The sequence below is a fragment of the Faecalibacillus sp. TM498 genome (assembly GCF_020589955.1).
GTDB classification, from domain to species: domain Bacteria; phylum Bacillota_I; class Bacilli_A; order Erysipelotrichales; family Coprobacillaceae; genus Faecalibacillus; species Faecalibacillus intestinalis.
This window is the reverse complement of the sequence record NZ_JAJDKB010000004.1, coordinates 1-17,178: the sequence shown is the minus strand read 5'-3', so window position 1 is coordinate 17,178 and position 17,178 is coordinate 1. Positions and strand designations below refer to the sequence as shown.

General features: G+C 28.7%; 14 protein-coding genes, 1 tRNA gene, 1 pseudogene, 1 riboswitch and 1 other annotated feature. Of the genes and pseudogenes, 12 read left to right on the top strand and 4 right to left on the bottom strand.

Going from position 1 to position 17,178, the window contains the following annotated elements; genetic code table 11:
• Positions 1-128 precede the first annotated feature (128 nt).
• From LJD32_RS02235 to LJD32_RS02220, 5 genes are all read left to right on the top strand, one after another.
• Positions 129-1,574 (top strand): LCP family protein, encoded by a 1,446-nt coding sequence (locus tag LJD32_RS02235; RefSeq protein WP_118306316.1) that lies wholly within the window; start codon positions 129-131, stop codon positions 1,572-1,574.
• 394 nt (positions 1,575-1,968) lie between these two features.
• Entirely contained in the window at positions 1,969-2,391 is a 423-nt protein-coding gene (locus LJD32_RS15245) for an AAA family ATPase (protein WP_199596369.1), read from the top strand.
• 62 nt (positions 2,392-2,453) lie between these two features.
• Entirely contained in the window at positions 2,454-2,921 is a 468-nt protein-coding gene (locus LJD32_RS15240) for an AAA family ATPase (RefSeq protein WP_264472055.1), read from the top strand.
• 336 nt (positions 2,922-3,257) lie between these two features.
• Positions 3,258-3,470, top strand: coding sequence for a PD-(D/E)XK nuclease domain-containing protein (locus LJD32_RS02225; protein ID WP_227403796.1), 213 nt, complete (start codon positions 3,258-3,260; stop codon positions 3,468-3,470).
• A complete protein-coding gene (locus LJD32_RS02220; RefSeq protein ID WP_227403795.1) occupies positions 3,406-3,621 on the top strand; it encodes a hypothetical protein in 216 nt (71 codons plus the stop codon). The genes LJD32_RS02225 and LJD32_RS02220 overlap by 65 nt, the downstream gene beginning before the upstream one ends.
• Positions 3,622-3,667: 46 nt before the next feature.
• On the opposite strand, the gene LJD32_RS02215 is transcribed toward LJD32_RS02220, so the two are convergent.
• From LJD32_RS02215 to LJD32_RS02200, 4 genes are all read right to left on the bottom strand, one after another.
• Positions 3,668-3,743, bottom strand: a tRNA-Thr gene (locus LJD32_RS02215).
• Between the two features lie 21 nt (positions 3,744-3,764).
• On the bottom strand, positions 3,765-4,187 hold the full coding sequence (locus tag LJD32_RS02210) for an aspartate carbamoyltransferase regulatory subunit (RefSeq protein ID WP_227359776.1): 423 nt from the start codon (positions 4,185-4,187) through the stop codon (positions 3,765-3,767).
• Positions 4,187-5,116 (bottom strand): aspartate carbamoyltransferase, encoded by a 930-nt coding sequence (pyrB, locus tag LJD32_RS02205; RefSeq protein WP_147579692.1) that lies wholly within the window; start codon positions 5,114-5,116, stop codon positions 4,187-4,189. Before pyrB ends, LJD32_RS02210 begins: the two co-directional genes overlap by 1 nt.
• Before the next feature lie 91 nt (positions 5,117-5,207).
• Positions 5,208-6,614 carry an amidophosphoribosyltransferase gene (locus LJD32_RS02200; protein WP_022001257.1) on the bottom strand — a complete coding sequence of 469 codons (1,407 nt, stop codon included), beginning with the start codon at positions 6,612-6,614 and terminating at the stop codon, positions 5,208-5,210.
• Between the two features lie 85 nt (positions 6,615-6,699).
• Here LJD32_RS02200 and LJD32_RS02195 point away from each other — a divergent pair, with 85 nt between their 5' ends.
• The 7 genes and pseudogenes from LJD32_RS02195 to LJD32_RS02165 all read left to right on the top strand — a co-directional run.
• Positions 6,700-7,227, top strand: a complete 528-nt coding sequence (locus LJD32_RS02195) for a histidine phosphatase family protein (RefSeq protein WP_227391707.1) — start codon at positions 6,700-6,702, stop codon at positions 7,225-7,227.
• 71 nt (positions 7,228-7,298) lie between these two features.
• Positions 7,299-7,469: a 4Fe-4S binding protein gene (locus LJD32_RS02190; protein ID WP_032091706.1), complete on the top strand. Its 171-nt coding sequence runs from the start codon at positions 7,299-7,301 to the stop codon at positions 7,467-7,469.
• A gap of 164 nt (positions 7,470-7,633) precedes the next feature.
• A riboswitch (cyclic di-GMP riboswitch) is annotated at positions 7,634-7,715 on the top strand.
• Positions 7,716-7,810: 95 nt separating this feature from the next.
• The gene (locus LJD32_RS02185; protein ID WP_227391708.1) at positions 7,811-14,152 is read left to right on the top strand and encodes a SpaA isopeptide-forming pilin-related protein; all 6,342 of its coding nucleotides are present in this window, start codon (positions 7,811-7,813) and stop codon (positions 14,150-14,152) included.
• 77 nt (positions 14,153-14,229) lie between these two features.
• The gene (locus LJD32_RS02180) at positions 14,230-15,093 is read left to right on the top strand and encodes a hypothetical protein (RefSeq protein ID WP_032091704.1); all 864 of its coding nucleotides are present in this window, start codon (positions 14,230-14,232) and stop codon (positions 15,091-15,093) included.
• A gap of 10 nt (positions 15,094-15,103) precedes the next feature.
• The gene (locus LJD32_RS02175; RefSeq protein WP_175301596.1) at positions 15,104-15,673 is read left to right on the top strand and encodes a histidine phosphatase family protein; all 570 of its coding nucleotides are present in this window, start codon (positions 15,104-15,106) and stop codon (positions 15,671-15,673) included.
• Positions 15,674-15,845: 172 nt separating this feature from the next.
• A complete protein-coding gene (locus LJD32_RS02170) occupies positions 15,846-16,511 on the top strand; it encodes an HAD family hydrolase (protein ID WP_147579688.1) in 666 nt (221 codons plus the stop codon).
• Positions 16,512-16,540: 29 nt separating this feature from the next.
• Positions 16,541-16,773, top strand: a binding site (T-box leader).
• Positions 16,774-16,811: 38 nt separating this feature from the next.
• Positions 16,812-17,178: pseudogene (locus tag LJD32_RS02165) on the top strand (3-deoxy-7-phosphoheptulonate synthase); the annotation flags it as partial.

Here is a 17,178-nt window from a genome sequence, read left to right as displayed (position 1 = left end):
TGGTCAGTAGATACTTCGAATAGCCTATTTGTTTAGCTGAATTAAAATATATGAGTAGAAAAAAGGTTTAATTTTTAATTATTTATGTGTATAATAATACCATCATAGAAATAAAAGGGAAATGAATTATGGAAAATATAAAGAAAATTATATCTTGGCCTGTTATTTTAGGAATACAGGTCATTACAACAGTAGTATTATTATTTTTTATTTTTAAGCTTAATATTTTACCAACAACATATGCTGTTATGGTTGGGATGATACTTGTTTTATTAGGTTTTATTAATTATGCATTAATGAAACCTAATAAAAAAGAACATCATCGTAAAACAAAACCAAGAGAGATTATTGGTAAAGTAATAAGTTTATTATTAAGTGTTTTAATGGTTTTTGGATCAGTAATGATCAATAAAGGTTATTCAACATTAGATGATATTACGAATTCTAATACGAAATCTGCACATTATGCAATTGTTGTATTAAAAAGTAGTAAAATAAATAGTTTATCTGAATTACAAAATGAATCGATTGAATATTGTTTGCAATATGATAAAGAAAAAGATATGAATCAAGTTATTGCTGAAGCTAAAAAGAAAGAATCAAGCTTGAATTTTGATGTTGCTATGACATATTCAAAACTAGGGGATGATCTTTATAATAATACCGTTAATGCTATATTAATTAATACAGCATATAATGGTATGTTTGAAGAAAATCATCCAGATTTTCAAAATGAAGTTAAAGAAATATGGGCAAGTGACATAGAAACAAAAGTCAAAGACTTTTCAACAAGAGTTTCTGTAACAAATACACCATTTATTATTTATATCAGTGGTATTGATACATATGGAAGTATTACAACAGTATCTAGATCAGATGTTAATATGATCGTTACTGTTAATCCAAATACAAAGAAGATCTTATTAACATCTATTCCAAGAGATTACTACGTAACTCTTGCGAATATGAAAAAAAAGGATAAGTTAACGCATTCAGGTATTGCTGGACCTGAAAATACGGTTAAAACAATGGCTCAGTTTTTAGGAACAGATATCAACTACTATGCAAGAGTTAACTTTACATCATTGGTCACAATGGTTGATGCATTGGGTGGTATTACTGTTAATGTTGATCAAGATTTTAGTGCGGGTGGTTATACCTATAAATTAGGTCTTCAACAAATGAATGGTAAAGAAGCATTAGCTTATTCAAGGGAAAGACATTCATTTGCTGATGGAGATAATGTACGTGTAAAACATCAACAAGATGTTTTAATGGCTATGCTTAATAAAATGATGTCACCTGCAGTTATTACTAATTATAGTAGTGTTTTAAAAGCTATATCAGGATGTTTTGAAACAAATATGGCATCGAGTGATATAACAGATTTAATCAAAATGCAAATAAATGATAATGCTTCATGGACGTTTAAACAAAAACAATTTACCGGAACAGGAGTTATGCAAACAGGTGGAGCTTACATGCCTGATAGCAAACTTTATTATATGATTCCAAATGATGATAGTGTTAAAGAAAATCTACAAGCAATTAAAGATGTCTTAAATGGGAAATAGTTATTCTAGTTGCTAAAAGTGATCGTTGAGTAATAATAGATAACATTGATTATATAGCGCTCTAAATAATCGCGTGTTTTAGAAAAATCACTTTAAATTATTAAGGGGATATTGATTTCACATCAATATCCCCTCTAAAATATCTAATGTTTTTTAGGAGGAAAATTAGGCTGATGATCAGTCTTGATTTTCCTCCTTTATTTTTATTGTTATCGTGATTTTTCTACTCTAGTTTTCCTATATACTTAATCAACTACCATTTTCCATTAGATTTAGATAAGCTAAAAATCATAACTATGAAATATTCAATATAGATCAAATTAAAAATTGAATTTATATTCATCAGTAAACATCTCTAAAATAGTTTATAATATGTAAAGAAAGGGTGATAGAAATGAAGAAAATACCAATAAGAACGAAAAGTTTTTCAAGACTTGTAGAAGGAAATTATTATTTTGTAGATAAGACCTTGATGATCAAAGAGTTCTTAGATAGAGGAACAGATGTAACATTGATTACTCGTCCTAGAAGATTTGGAAAAACCATCAATATGTCAATGATGGCAGAATTCTTTGATATTACCAAAGACTCTAAAGAAATCTTTAAAGGTACAAAAATCATGGAAACACCTTATGTAGCTGAAATCAATCAATATCCAACAATCTTTATCTCTTTTGCGGATGCCAAAAGAGATAAAGAAACAGTTGTTTCGACGATAAGAACACAAATACAAATTCAATGGGATAAATATGATTTTGTATTTGAAAATCTTAAGGGATTTAAGAAAATAAATTATGAAAGACTTATGAAGTATTAGCTGATAATAACAAGAATAATCTTAAGGGAATAGATGATGCAATTTCATTCTTGATGGAAATAATGGAAGATTATTATGGAAAAGAAGTTATGGTATTCATAGATGAATATGATACACCATTTGTAGAAGCACATACAGGAGGGTTCTATGATGAAGTAAGAGGAGGACTTGCAGGATTGCTTCATAATTCTCTTAAAACATCAACCAGCTTAAAATATGCGATGCTTACAGAAATTCAAAGAGTGGCTAAAGAAAATATTTTCAGTGATTTAAATAATTTAGATGTGTATACAGTAATTGATAATGATTATAGTGAATATTTTGGATTCAGTATAGAAGAAACCAAAGAATTACTTGAATATTATGATTTAGAATTAAATGATGAAGTCAAAGAAATGTATGATGGCTATAAAATGGGAGATAAAGAAATCTATAATCCATGGTCTATTTTAAATTATGCAAGAAGAAAAGTACTTGTTCCTTATTGGGTCAATACGAGTGCTAATACAATGCTTAAACAAGCTATATAAAAAGTAGACTAGGACTTTAAAAAACAATATGAAAAACTTATAAAGAATAACTATTTAGAAACAAGAGTTGTCCTTCAAACAAGCTTTTATGAAGTGGCAAATACACCTAACTTATGGGGGATGTTTGTAAGTGCTGGATATTTAACAGTAGTAAAAGCAATTGATCCAAAAAAAGAAAAGTTTAGAATTGCGATACCAAATTATGAGGTAAGAAGATAATTTATAAGATTAATGGAACATCAACTAGGAATGAACAATGGATAATATGATCGCATTGTTGACAATTTGATTGCTGAAAACAAAAATGATTTTTTCAAAAATTATCAAAATGTATTAATGATTCCAAGCTATCATGATTTAAATAATGAAAACAGTTATCATATGATGATGTTAGGAATGTGTTTATGTCTATCAGATAACTATAAAGTTATTTATAATCGAGAAGAAGGTAAAGAAAGATGTGATCTCATTATCCAGGCTCATGATGAAAAGAAAACATCGTTTATTATTGAATTTAAGTATTTCAAAGAAGATAAAAAAAGATTTTGAAAAAGCATTGGATAAATTATCAAATGAAGCTATTCAACAAATCAAAGATAGAAGATATGATTATGATTTAAAAGGAAAAGTGATTTATATAGGCTTAGCCCATCGTGGAAAAGATGTCATGATGAAATGGGAAGAAAAGGTTTATATTTGATGTTTGTTATTATAATAAAAAAATCAACGCTTGTTGATTTTAATAATGGTGCTGGAGATGGGATTTGAACCCACAGCCTACTGGTTACGAGTCAGTTGCTCTACCGTTGGAGCTACTCCAGCATAGAAATAGAAGCAAAGCTTCTATTTTTTTTCAACTTTTGTTTCACAATAAAGACAACGATAAATACGTTTTTCTTCATTGGCTAAGTAGAATACATGATCTAAACCTTGTTCTGTTGAAGTAATACAACGAGGATTTTTACATCTTTCTACATTAATGATTTTTTTAGGAAGTTGTAATTTTTTCTTTTCAACTAGTTCACCATTTTTAATAATACATACAGTAATATTAGGATCTAAATAACCTAATACATCTAAATCTAAAGTGAACTCTTCATCTATTTTTAAAATATCTTTTTTACCAATTTTATTAGATTTAACGTTTTTAATAATAGCAACGCTACAATCTAATTTATCTAATCCTAGTGCTTTATAAACTTCTAAAGATTTACCAGCAGTAATATGATCTAAAACAATCCCGTTTTTAATACTATCTATCTTCATTATCTTTCTACCTCATTTTCCAATCCTAACATTTTTAAAATAAGTGCCATACGCATAAAACGTCCGTTTTGAACTTGATCAAAATACTTAGCTCTTGGATCATCATCAACCTCAATAGCAATTTCATTAACACGGGGTAATGGGTGCATAACGATTAAATCAGATTTTGATTTTTCTAATTTCTTTAAATCTAAAATATATGTATCTTTTAAACGAATATAGTCTTGTTCATTAAAGAATCTTTCTTTTTGAACACGTGTCATATAAAGAATATCTAAATCTTCAATAACTTCTTCAATCGTTTCAACTTCTTTATAATCTAAATTCTTAGCATCTAATAAATCATGTTTTAAATATTCAGGAATTTTAAGTTCAGGTGGTGCAATAAACACGAATTTAATATTTTTATAACGTGACATTGCTTTTGTAAGAGAATGAACTGTACGTCCGAATTTTAAATCCCCACAAAAACCAATTGTTAGATTATCTAGTCTACCTTTTTCTCTATAAATAGTAAGTAAATCAGTTAAAGTTTGCGTTGGATGGTTATGACCACCATCTCCAGCATTGATTAAAGGTACTGTACTTTTTCTTGTAGCAACAAGAGGTGCTCCTTCTTTTGGATGACGCATTGCAATAATATCGCAATAGCTTGAAACAACACTAATAGTATCACTAACACTTTCACCTTTAGAAGCGCTTGTATTGCTTGCACTTGAAAAACCTAAAACACTTCCACCAAGTGATAACATAGCTGATTCAAAAGAAAGTCTTGTACGTGTACTTGGTTCAAAAAAGAGTGTAGCTAGAATTTTATGACGACAAACATCTTGATAGCGTGTACGATCTTTAATAATATCATTCGCAATATCAATTAGTTCATCAATTTCTTCTACACTTAAATCCATTGGGTCAATTAAATATTTCATAATAGTCTCCTTTTTTTTTTCTTCAATATTATAGCACTCCTTAGAAAGCTATTAAATATATTTTAAAAAAATACGGAAATTTCTTTCCGCATTATTTTTTACCATTAAAACAATAAGTACAGATCTTATCACTATCAAGTCCAATAGCTTGAAGCATATCATCCAAACGATTAAAACGTAAAGAAGTAAAATTAAGTTCTTTACGGATTTCTTCTACCATTGCATTATATTCAGGAGTATCTGGATCACTATATGTTTCTAACATATTGATATCATTTTCTCCTTCACGTTTTTTAATAACACGACGTGTAATTAAATCCATATCACTTGTACTTCTTGAAAAGTTTAAGTAAGGACATCCATACATAATTGGAGGACAAGCAGGTCTGATATGGACTGCTCTTGCTCCAGAGTTATATAAATATTCAGTTGTATCTCTTAGTTGTGTTCCACGAACAATTGAATCATCAATTAATAATAATGATTTTCCTTTAATCAAGCTAGCAATTGGAATTAATTTCATTTTTGCAATTAAATTACGATCCGCTTGAATTTGTGGCATAAATGAACGTGGCCACGTAGGTGTGTATTTAATAAAAGGTCTTCCATATTGAATATGTGATTCATTTGAATAACCAATCGCATGGGCAATTCCACTATCAGGAACACCTGCTACAAGATCAATATCTTTAATATCATCTCTTTGAGCCATTAAACGACCACATTCATAACGCATTTCTTCAACATTACGTCCTTCATAACAACTTGTTGGATAACCATAGTATACCCATAAAAATGAACAAATTTTCATTTTATCATTGGCTTCTACAAGTGTTTTCACTTCTTCACTGGTCATAAAACAAACTTCACCAGGTCCTAATTCTTTATATAAAGAATAGCCTAAATTGATATAAGCATGACTTTCAAATGAAGCACAGAATCCATTTTCCCCCTTACCAATATTTAATGGAGTTCTTCCTAATTTATCACGTACTAAATACAAACCATCTTTTGTCATCAACATAAAAGAAATAGAACCTTTTACTTTTCTTAAAACATTGATAATTCCATCAACATAAGTATCCTTTTGATTGATCATTGCAGCAATCAATTCAGTTTGATTCACTTCTCCCCCAGACATCTCTAGAAAATGAGTATGCCCATTATCAAAAGCATCTTGAATCAATTCTTCCATATTTGCAACTCTACCTACAGAAACAATTGCATAACTACCTAAACGACAATTGATTAAAAGAGGTTGAGGTTCATTGTCTGAAATACAACCAATCCCCATTTTTCCAGACATTTCTTTAATATCATTTTCAAACTTAGTTCTAAATGGTGAATTTGAAATATTATGAATTGCACGGTTAAAACCGTTTTCTCCATAAACTGCAATCCCGCCTTTTTTTGTTCCTAAATGAGAATGATAATCAATACCAAAAAACAAATCAGTGACACAGTCTTTACGACTGACAACGCCAAACATACCACCCATATGTAATTTTCTCCTTTTTCATTTGTTCTCAAAATACCAAAAATATGATAACATAAAACAAAATGAAGATAAAGGACATAAAAAAATGAAATTATATATAGTAAGACATGGTCAAACAGGTTATAACATTGATAATAAAGTTTGTGGCATTTCGGATGTTGAATTAACATCTTTAGGAAAGCAACAAGCTAAAATGGCCAGTGAACAATTAAAAGATATTTCATTAGATATGATTTTTGCTTCACCACTTCAAAGAGCACATGAAACTGCAAAAATCATAAATGAAAATCATCAATTAGAAATTAAAATAGATTCTAGAATTCAAGAAATCAATTTTGGCAAATTTGAAGGAATTGCTAATAATGAAGAATTTCAATATTATAAACAAAATCATGGACTCCATTATCCAGGCGGAGAATCTTTATTCCAAGTAGTCCATCGTGTGTATAGTTTTTTAGAAGAACTTGAAAATAAATATCCTGATAAAAACATTTTAGTTGTTTGTCATGGAGGTATCGTGCGTGTCATTCATAGTTATTTTCATGATATGACAAATGAAGAATTAATGACATGGTTACCCGAAAATTGTTGTATTCAAAGCTATGAAAAATAGTGACTTTGTATTGACTGAAAAGTGGAAAGTGTTATACTAATTATAGGAAAAAAGGAAAAGGAGAGTTAAATATGAACGTAGATAAAGATACTTGTATCGGATGTGGAGCATGTGCTGGTGTTTGTCCTGTAGAAGCTTTAGCATTTGATGACGAAGGAAAAATGGAATGTGACAAAGATACATGCATTGGATGTCAAGCATGTGTTGGAACTTGTCCAGTAGAAGCTATTTCAGCTGAATAATAAGATAAATTTAATAGTTATAAAGGACTTTTTATGATATATGGTTATATCAAAAAAGTCCCTTTTATTATGTTGAAAATTTTTCGGTCGAAAAAAAGCATATTTTGGTCGTAAAGAATATTTTTTGTTGAAATTATGTGATAATATTAGTTTATAAAAATTATATATTTTAAAGGCAAAACTATTGAAAAATAGTGACGCAAAGCTACAGAACTGAACCGTAAGGAAGTTGGCTGAGTTGCAGATAATGTGTACTTAGTCTTTTCTTGCGGCTTTTTCTTTATAATTATCATTTATCGTCAATATTTTTTTATAGTTTTGTAAAATTGGGAGGAAGAATAATGAATAGAAAGAAGAAGTTGTTTTCACTATTATTGGTGGTAGCCATGATAGTAACAGCAGTTTCAACAAATGTATTTAGTGCATTTGCTGAAGAATCGGTAGATTTATCTCAATTTATTGATAAAAATCTACCAAGTGATGTAGTTGATAGAAGTTATATTAAAATTGGAGACCATATTTTACAGCCGAATATAGAAAACAAAATACCGTATGGTTCAGCAATTTCTATCAAACTAGTATGGGGATTTATTGATAATCAGTTTCCAACAAAAGATAATAATACAATGGTTTATACTTTGCCTGATGGAATAACCATGGAAGAAGGAATTAAGGAACTAAAAGAAGGTGCGGAAACTGTAGGACATTTTGAAATAAAAGGTAATACAATTACAGTTAAATATAATGCAGGAGATCAAAGTGAATTATTTTTTAGTAAATCAAATAGACATGGTTCACTGATCATCAATGGAACTTTGAGTGATTCATTTACAAACAATCATGAAGGTGGAAAAGGAAAACTAGACTTACCAGGTGTTGGTCAATTTATCATTGATATGGATCGTGATAAATCTAACGATAAGGTAGATATTGAAAAAACAGGAGGAAAGGTTATAAGTGATGGGGATAATCTTTCTGCAGAATTTAAATTAAAGGTTTCAGCAACTGGTCCACAAACAAACGTTGTTGTGACTGATCAAATGGATGAAAATATGACATTAGATGGAGATGTTCAATTTTACACAGATGAAGCCTGTACAATTTCTTATACTGGTACAGTTACAAATAATTTAAAAGAAACTAATAAATTTCAATATACAATTGGAAGTATGAATGATAAAGAAGTTTTATATGCTAAATATAAAGTAAAAGTAAAAAAAGATGTTTTTGCATATAATCCGGATGATTGGAATTCTAAAGTTGGAAATAACATAACTGTAAAGAGTGATGCACAAACAAATGAAAAAAATTCTTATAAGAAATTAGAATATACTAAGAAAAATTGGGCAGAAAAAAAGCATAGTGTTACTGGTGATGATAGTAATAAGGTTATCAATTGGGAAGTTACGTTAAATCCTGGGGGTAATTTTGATATTGGTGGTTCTACTATTAAAGACTCGTTAGGTGATAATATTGGTGAATATATTGATGGAAGTTTTAAATGTAGTCCTTCTATTGAAGGATTAACATGGGAAAGTTTAACAACTGGAAATTTCCAAGTACCTGCTGGATGTGATAAGGAGTACAAGATTACTTACCAAACTAAATTTGGTGAAGATCCTAGTAATGCGCCAGCTATTACAAAGAGTAATACGTTCACTATTAATCCTTTTGGTAATACACAAAACACGGATTATACAGATTCATTTAAAGTAGGAAAAGAAAATTATCAATTTATTGAAAAAACTTGTCTAACAACAAGAAATTCACAAGAGGTTGCATGGCAAATAAAAATTAATGTTCCTGAAAATGGTATAAATCATTTAATTGTTAAAGATACAACGCCAGAAGGAATGAATTATAAATCATATCAAGTTAAAAGTGGATATAATGGTACACCAATATTTAGTCAAAAGGATAGAGAATTAACTTTTGACTTTGGAAAAGTAAATGAAGGAACTATTATTATACAAGTTATTACATCTCTAGATAATATTCCATCAACAACAACATCTTATGCAAATAAAGGTGAATGTTTTAATGAAACAAAGAAATTAGGGGAAAGTAATGCTAATTATGATTATAAAATTGAAACTTTTCTTGAAAAAGAAGGTTATTGGGGTAGCTCTTGTAATAAAGATGAAATGGCTTGGAAATTAATTGTAAAAAAAGTACCAACCGATGCAAAAAATGTTTTTATTGAAGATACACTTCCTGAAAATACACAGTATGTAGATAACTCATTAGATATAATTGAAAAATGGGATAGTCAAATAACAAATGAAGAGATTCTTAAGAATATTCAAGTAGAAAAAGAAAACGGAAAAGTTAAGTTTATATTTACAAATGCAGCATTAGATTATTTGAAAACAAATTCTTTAAATCTAACATATAAAGCAAGCATTATAGATGTTTCAAAAGCACTAGGAGATAAAGCCTATGACAATAAGGCGTCTTTATCTATTGATGGCAATATTTCAACAGCAACAGCTACAAGATGGTTTGGGTTATCAAAAAACGATATTTTAAAGAAAGAATATACTTATAATCAAGATACAGCACCAAATGTTAGATATAAAATTACGGTGAATGAAGGTGCAATTAAATTAAATGAGGGTAAAGATATCGAACTTGTTGATGAAATGGGAAGTGCTCTTGATTATTATATGAATAGTTTAACAATTAATGGTAATAAAGCTACGGCTAATCAAGTAAGCTATGATGAAACAAAACATGTATTAAAAATAATAATTCCTGATGAAAAGAAAGTTGTTCTTGAATATGAAGCAACTATTAATTTACCAGTAGGTGAAGATAGTAGCGCATTAAATGAAACAAATGCCTACAATAAGTGTTCTTTAAAAGGAATACCAAATCAATCTGAATTAGAGACGTATGTTTCTTTGAAAGGAAAAGTACTTGAAAGTTCAGGAGCTTCCACAGGGAATGGCGTCAGTATAAAACTTTATAAATGTGATAAAGATGATCAAACAAAAGCCTTAGAAAAAGCCAAATTTAGCTGTAGTGAAGTAACATATAATAATAATTTTGAAACAACTGCTACAAAATTAAAAGCAGAGGGCGAAACATTACCAACGGGTTATCTTACTTTTTCTGGGTTGAGTAGAAATGTTCTTTATAGAATTGTTGAAACAGAAGCACCTGATAATTATAAATTAGATGCTACACCACATTATTTTATATTTAAAGGAAATAGTGAAGAAAATTATCCTGAAGCTATTAAAGAAGGAGATAATACTTATCCTGTAACACTTATTGATAAAACACAAGCAATGCATTTTTATACAATTTCTAACGAAAAAGGAACAACAAAAGAAAATACTATTGAAATTAGTAAAATAGATGCACAGACGAAATCTGAATTGAAGAACGCACACCTAAGTATTATTAATAAAGATACAAATGAAACTGTAAAAAGTTGGATAACTGGCGAAAATAATAATCCAGGAAAAGTTAAACTAGAACCAGGAACATACGTTTTAAAAGAAACCAAAGCACCAGAGGGATATATGGTAGCTGATGATATTACGTTTGTTGTGGATAATGATGGTAATATAGTTGGCAATGATCAAAATACAATAATCATGGAAGACAAACATATCGAAAAAGGTAAACTTATTCTAACTAAAACAGTAGAAGGGAATATTTCTAAAGAAAATGCCAAAAAGATTACATTTAAAGTAATGAATCAAGAAACAAAGAAGACAGATAAATATACTTTAGATGAGTTTTCGTATGGTGAAGCAAGTAAAACTTGGACAAAAGAGTTAGATGTTTTAGCTGAAAAATATACAGTTGAAGAAACAAATTCATCAGTGGAAGGTTATACAGTAAAAACAACTTATAAAATTGATACACAAGAAATAGAAGGTAAAAAAACTGAAAGTATACAAATTGAAAATCAAGGTGAAGTAACTGTAGCCTTTAAAAATAGTTACACTCCAAAACCATATGAAGTAGCTATAAGCAAACAAGACCTAACAAATGAAAAGGAAATTGCTGGAGCAACACTTAAAATAGTAAATCAAAAAACAAAAGAAGAAGTAGCTTCATGGGTCAGTGAAAAAGATAAGACACATACTGTTTCATTACCGTTTGGTGAGTATATACTTATTGAAGAAGTAGTACCTGACGGTTATAAAAAAGCAGATGATATTTATTTTAAAGTTTCTAAAAATGGAGAAATATCTATAAAAGGTAAGGATGGTACTTATAGTAAAACAAATAAAGTCATCATGAAAGATGAGGCAAAACCTGGAAAAATAGTAATTAGTAAAAGTGTTACTGGTTCAATCAATAAAGAACAAGCTGAAAAAGTTATAAGTTTTAAAGTAACAAATAATTCAACGAAAGAAGTAAATACGTATTCATTAAAAGACTTTAATTATGATGAAAGTAATAAAAAATGGACAAAGGAATTAATACAAGTTGCAGGAGGATATAAAGTTGAAGAATTAGTAACGTCTATAAAAGGGCATAAATTATCTTTAACTCAATATCAAATAAATGAAAATGGTGAAATAAAAGAAAAGGTAACAGATAAAATAGCAGAAAAGGTTACTGTTAAAAAAGATAAAACGACATTTATTGAATTTGAAAATAATTATGATTTAAATGTGTTTGATGTTGAAATAGATAAGACAGATATTTCTGGTACAAAAGAAGTAGATGGTGCGAAGTTAAAAGTAATTGATGAAGAAGGTAATCTAGTAGAAAGATGGATTTCTGGTCAAGATGATGAAAAAACGCATAAATTAAAATTATCTCCTGGGAAATATACTCTTATTGAAGAAGAAGCTCCTTATGGTTATAGAGTGGCGGATCCTATTGATTTTACAGTGAATGAAAATGGTAAGATTGAAGGCATGAGTGAAAATAAAATCACTATGAAAGATGAAAAAACACAAGCTAAATTAATTCTTACTAAAACAATAGAAGGGGATATTCCCAAAAAAGATGCACAAAAGATTACTTTTAAAGTAACAAATCAAAAAACAAACAAAGTAGATAAATATACTTTAGATGATTTTTCTTATGATGAAGTAAAAAAAATTTGGACGAAAGAATTGGATGTTTTAGCTGGAGAATATACAGTTGAAGAAACAAATTCATCAATAGAAGGTTATACAGTTAAAACCACTTATATAATAAACGGACAAGAAGTAGAAGATCAAAAAACAGAAAGTATACAAATTGAAGATCAAGGTGAAGGAAATGTAGCTTTTAAAAATAGTTATACTCCAAAATTATATGAAGTCTCTATTCGTAAACAAGATATCTTAAATAATGAAGATATTGAGGGCGCTAGTTTACAAATCCAAAATAAGGATACAGGTGAAATTATTAGTATTGATTCATCAAAGGATGGACAAAAGGTTAATCTTGGATATGGAAATTATATTTTAACTGAAATAACTGCACCTGATGGTTATAAAATTGCGAATCCTATCGAATTTGTGGTTACAAAAGATGGAAAAGTAAAAATCAATGATAAAGTGGTCGATGAAGTTATCATGGAAGATCAACCTATAGGTAAATTGGTTATTACTAAAACAATTCAAGGAAATCTATCAAAGGAACAAATTGGTGATTCAATAAAGTTTGAAGTAACACAAAATGATACACAAAAATCTCATATATATTCATTAAATGATTTTATTTATGATGGAAATCGTTGGATTCTAGAATTAGAAGAAAATACAGGAGGTTATACTGTCAAAGAACTTGTTGATGATATACATGGTTATACCCTTGTAAAAACAATCTATATGATAGGAAATGAAGTAAATGAAGGTAAAAGTGTAGATGTTGATGTAGAAAAAGGAACTACAGCAACAGTAGCTTTTGAAAATACTTATGAATTAACAACTTATGATGTAAAAGTTGATAAAGTAGACAAAGAAAATGATGAAAAAATAGCAGGTGCAGAGCTTAAAGTTATTAATCAAGCAAATGAAGAAATTGCTCACTGGATAACGGATGGTAAAAATTCTTATAATTTAAAATTAGTACCTGGAACTTATACATTAATTGAAGTAAACGTACCAAAAGGTTATGAAATAGCTAAGCCAATAACATTTGTTGTTGGGGAAGATGGTAAAGTTGTTGACTATCAAAACAATAAGATTATTATGAAAGATAAAGCTAAACCAGGTAAACTTGTGATTGCTAAAATTATAAAGGGTAATATTTCAAAAGAACAAGCAGAAAAATCTATAAAATTTGAAGTTATAGACAAAGATACACAAGATAAAAAGGTCTATTCATTAAATGATTTTGAGTATGATGAAAATAGTGGAAAGTGGATGTTAGAGTTAACAAAAGTTGCTGGTAAATATACAGTCAAAGAGCTTAATGATGATGTTCAAGGATACAAGCTTACTCATATAGTATCTATCATAGATAGAAAAGAAAAAGGTGATGTAGCAGCAAATCTCAATGTAGAAAAAGATGCAACAACAACTATTGAATATACAAATAATTATGAAGAAAACAAAGTAGAAACTAAAGAAAATAAATCTGATCAAACTCCAAAGCAAGAATCTAAAAAAGCTAAAACGGGTGATGATACACAAATTTTAGAAAATCTTATGTTATTGATATCTTCATTGGGTGGAATTTTATTTGGACTTAGATTTTATAGAAGAAAAAATGAGTTTTAATTTTTAGAAGAAATACGGTAATGATTTATCGTATTTTTTTTATTTTAAATGTGTTAAAATAGTGCAGGAGGTTTTTTATGAAGACAACAATACATACATTAAAAAAAGAATACAAAGATAATCAAACTTACTTAAATGAAAAACAAAAGCTTTTTCAAAATTTGACATATCATATGATAGAAAAAGAACTTCATCATAATGATATTGATATAAAATATGAAGAAGTTTTAAATTACTATAATGATTGTAAAGATACTGATGAAACAATTGCATATTTTGATGAAAAATATGATCAACAATTAGATCGATTAGGTGAAAAAAATGAAATGTTTGACGATGATGCACTTGTTTATTATATTGTTAAAGTCATTGAACATCATGAAGATATTCATCAAGTTCCAGATAAAAACTATATAGCTAGTGATATTATTGATTTGATTCAAAAAGATCATGATTATTATGATTTGCTTGAACAAACACAAAGTATCATGAAGCGTTTAATCAAAATGAAACATGAAAAAAATCAAGACTTACAAAATACGTTTAGTCCTTATGGTATTGATTTGGAACAATTTTTTACACGTGTTTTCCAAGAAATTGATTATGTTGAACATCAAGGTTCTTTTCTTACAAAAATTTATTCACTTTTAAAAGAACTACAAAATGAGTATGCTCTTTCTTTAAGATATGTAGAAATTCAAATGGATGTTTTAAGCACCCTTACAAAATATACTCAAGAAAATTTAGATGAAGAAATAAAAGAGCTTTGTAAGAATTATCCACAATATCGCTTTATGCTTTATTACAAAATAATGACAACTTTACAACAAATAGGAAATAATGATTTGTTGAAAAAATATTATCAAGAAATTAATACTTGTATACCCATGAATGAAGAACAAAAAGATTTATTAGAAGTCATTCAAGAAATTTTTGGATAGGAGAATTTTTATGAAAAAAGATTTATATTTAATGAGACATGGACAAACATTATTTAATGTTAGAAGAAGAATTCAAGGATGGTGTGATTCACCATTAACTGAATTAGGAAAACAACAAGCTTTAAAAGCTAAAGAATACTTAAAGGATATTTCTTTTGACCATTATTATAGTAGTACATCAGAAAGATGTTGCGATACGATTGAACTTATTATTGGAGACCATTATTATAAAAGATTGAAGGGATTAAAAGAAAGAAATTTTGGTTTATTTGAAGGAGAAAGTGAAGATTTAAACCCTAAGTTTGATGATTTTGGTTATGATGATTTATTTCCACATTATGGTGGAGAAAGAAGAGAAGATGTACAAAAAAGATTAAAAGAAACACTTACAGCTGTGATGGATAAAGAAGATCATCAAACAGTTCTTGCTCTTTCACATGCTGGTGCTTGTATGTGTTTTCTATCCACTGTTATTGATCCTGGAGAAGTATTAAAAAGTGGAGGCCTTACTAATTGTTGTATATTACATTTTACATTTGAAAATGATACTTTTAAGTTTGTTGAAATTATTCGACCATAATAAAAAATATTGATAAAAAGTAGACTTTTTAAATCAAAAGAGGTAAAATAAATGTGAGAAAAATAGTAGAGGTTGGCTACTTCATATAAACTTACTTTCCACTTGTCATAATATAAAAAGAGAACCAACCAAGAAGAAACAGGGTGACCTGTTTTTTCTTTTAGGAGGAGATATGGTTATTTATTTTGATTTAGACGATACACTTTATCGTTTATATGATCCTTTTTATAAAGCTTATCAAAAAGTATTTCATGAAGATCTTGATATATATGCTTTATGGAAACAAAGTAGAATCTATAGTAATGAAATTTACCCAAAATATTTAAATAAATTAATAACAAAAGATGAATTATCTACTTATCGTTTAAAGAATGCTTTTAAAGATTTTCATCAATTCATTACAAATCAACAAGCACTTGATTTTCAAAAAGTCTATGAAGATCAACAAGCACATTTAACATTATCTTCTACAATGAAAGAACTTTTTAACTACTTAAAAGAAAAGAATATTTCTTATGGTATTATTACTAATGGAAAAGAAAAAATACAAATGAATAAAATTAATTCATTATTTCCAATCATTGATTTTCCTATTATAATTTCAGAAAAAGTAGGTTATCAAAAACCACAAAAAGAAATCTTTGAATTAATTCAAGGAAATGATAGTTACTATGTAGGAGATGGTTATGAAATAGATATGATGGGAGCTTATCAAGCAGGAGTAAAGACGATTTGGTATAATCATCAAAAACAAGAAAAGGATACTTCTTTTATTGATTTTGTTGTTTATAGTGATGAAGAATTATTAGAGGTGGTTAAGAAGTTAAATAATGATTGACACAGGAAACAATGTCAAGTAGAATAAACATAAATACAGTGACTAGACCTAGTAACAAATGATTAAAATATAGAGAGTCTTTGGGTGGTGGAAAAAGATTTGGCGTCATTTGTGAATACAGCTATGAGTAGAATGTTGAATTGAGTAGGCATCTCCGGTGATCACCGTTACATGATGAGAGTATGATTGTACTTGATGAGGCTTAAAGGGTGACCTTTAAGTGAAAAAAGGTGGTACCACGGGAATAGAGCTCGTCCTTTATAGGATGAGTTTTTTTGTTTATAAAGGAGGAAAAAGAAAATGATTATTGTATTAAAACAAGATGCTAAAACTGAAGATGTGACAAGAATTGAAAAAACTATTGAAGAAAAAGGACTACAAGTTCATGTTTCAAAAGGAGAAAATCAAACAATAATGGGACTCATTGGAGATACAACAAAAGTAGATCCAGAATCGATTGAAGTTGATCCAGCTGTAGAAAAGGTCATGCATGTATCAGAACCATATAAATTAGCTAATAGAGCTTTCCATCCAGAAGACTCAGTTATCGATGTCGGTGGCGTTAAAATTGGTGGAGGACATCTAGCAGTGATTGCAGGACCATGTTCTGTTGAAAGCAAGGAACAAGTGATTGAAATCGCTAAAGCAGCCAAAGCAGCAGGAGCTA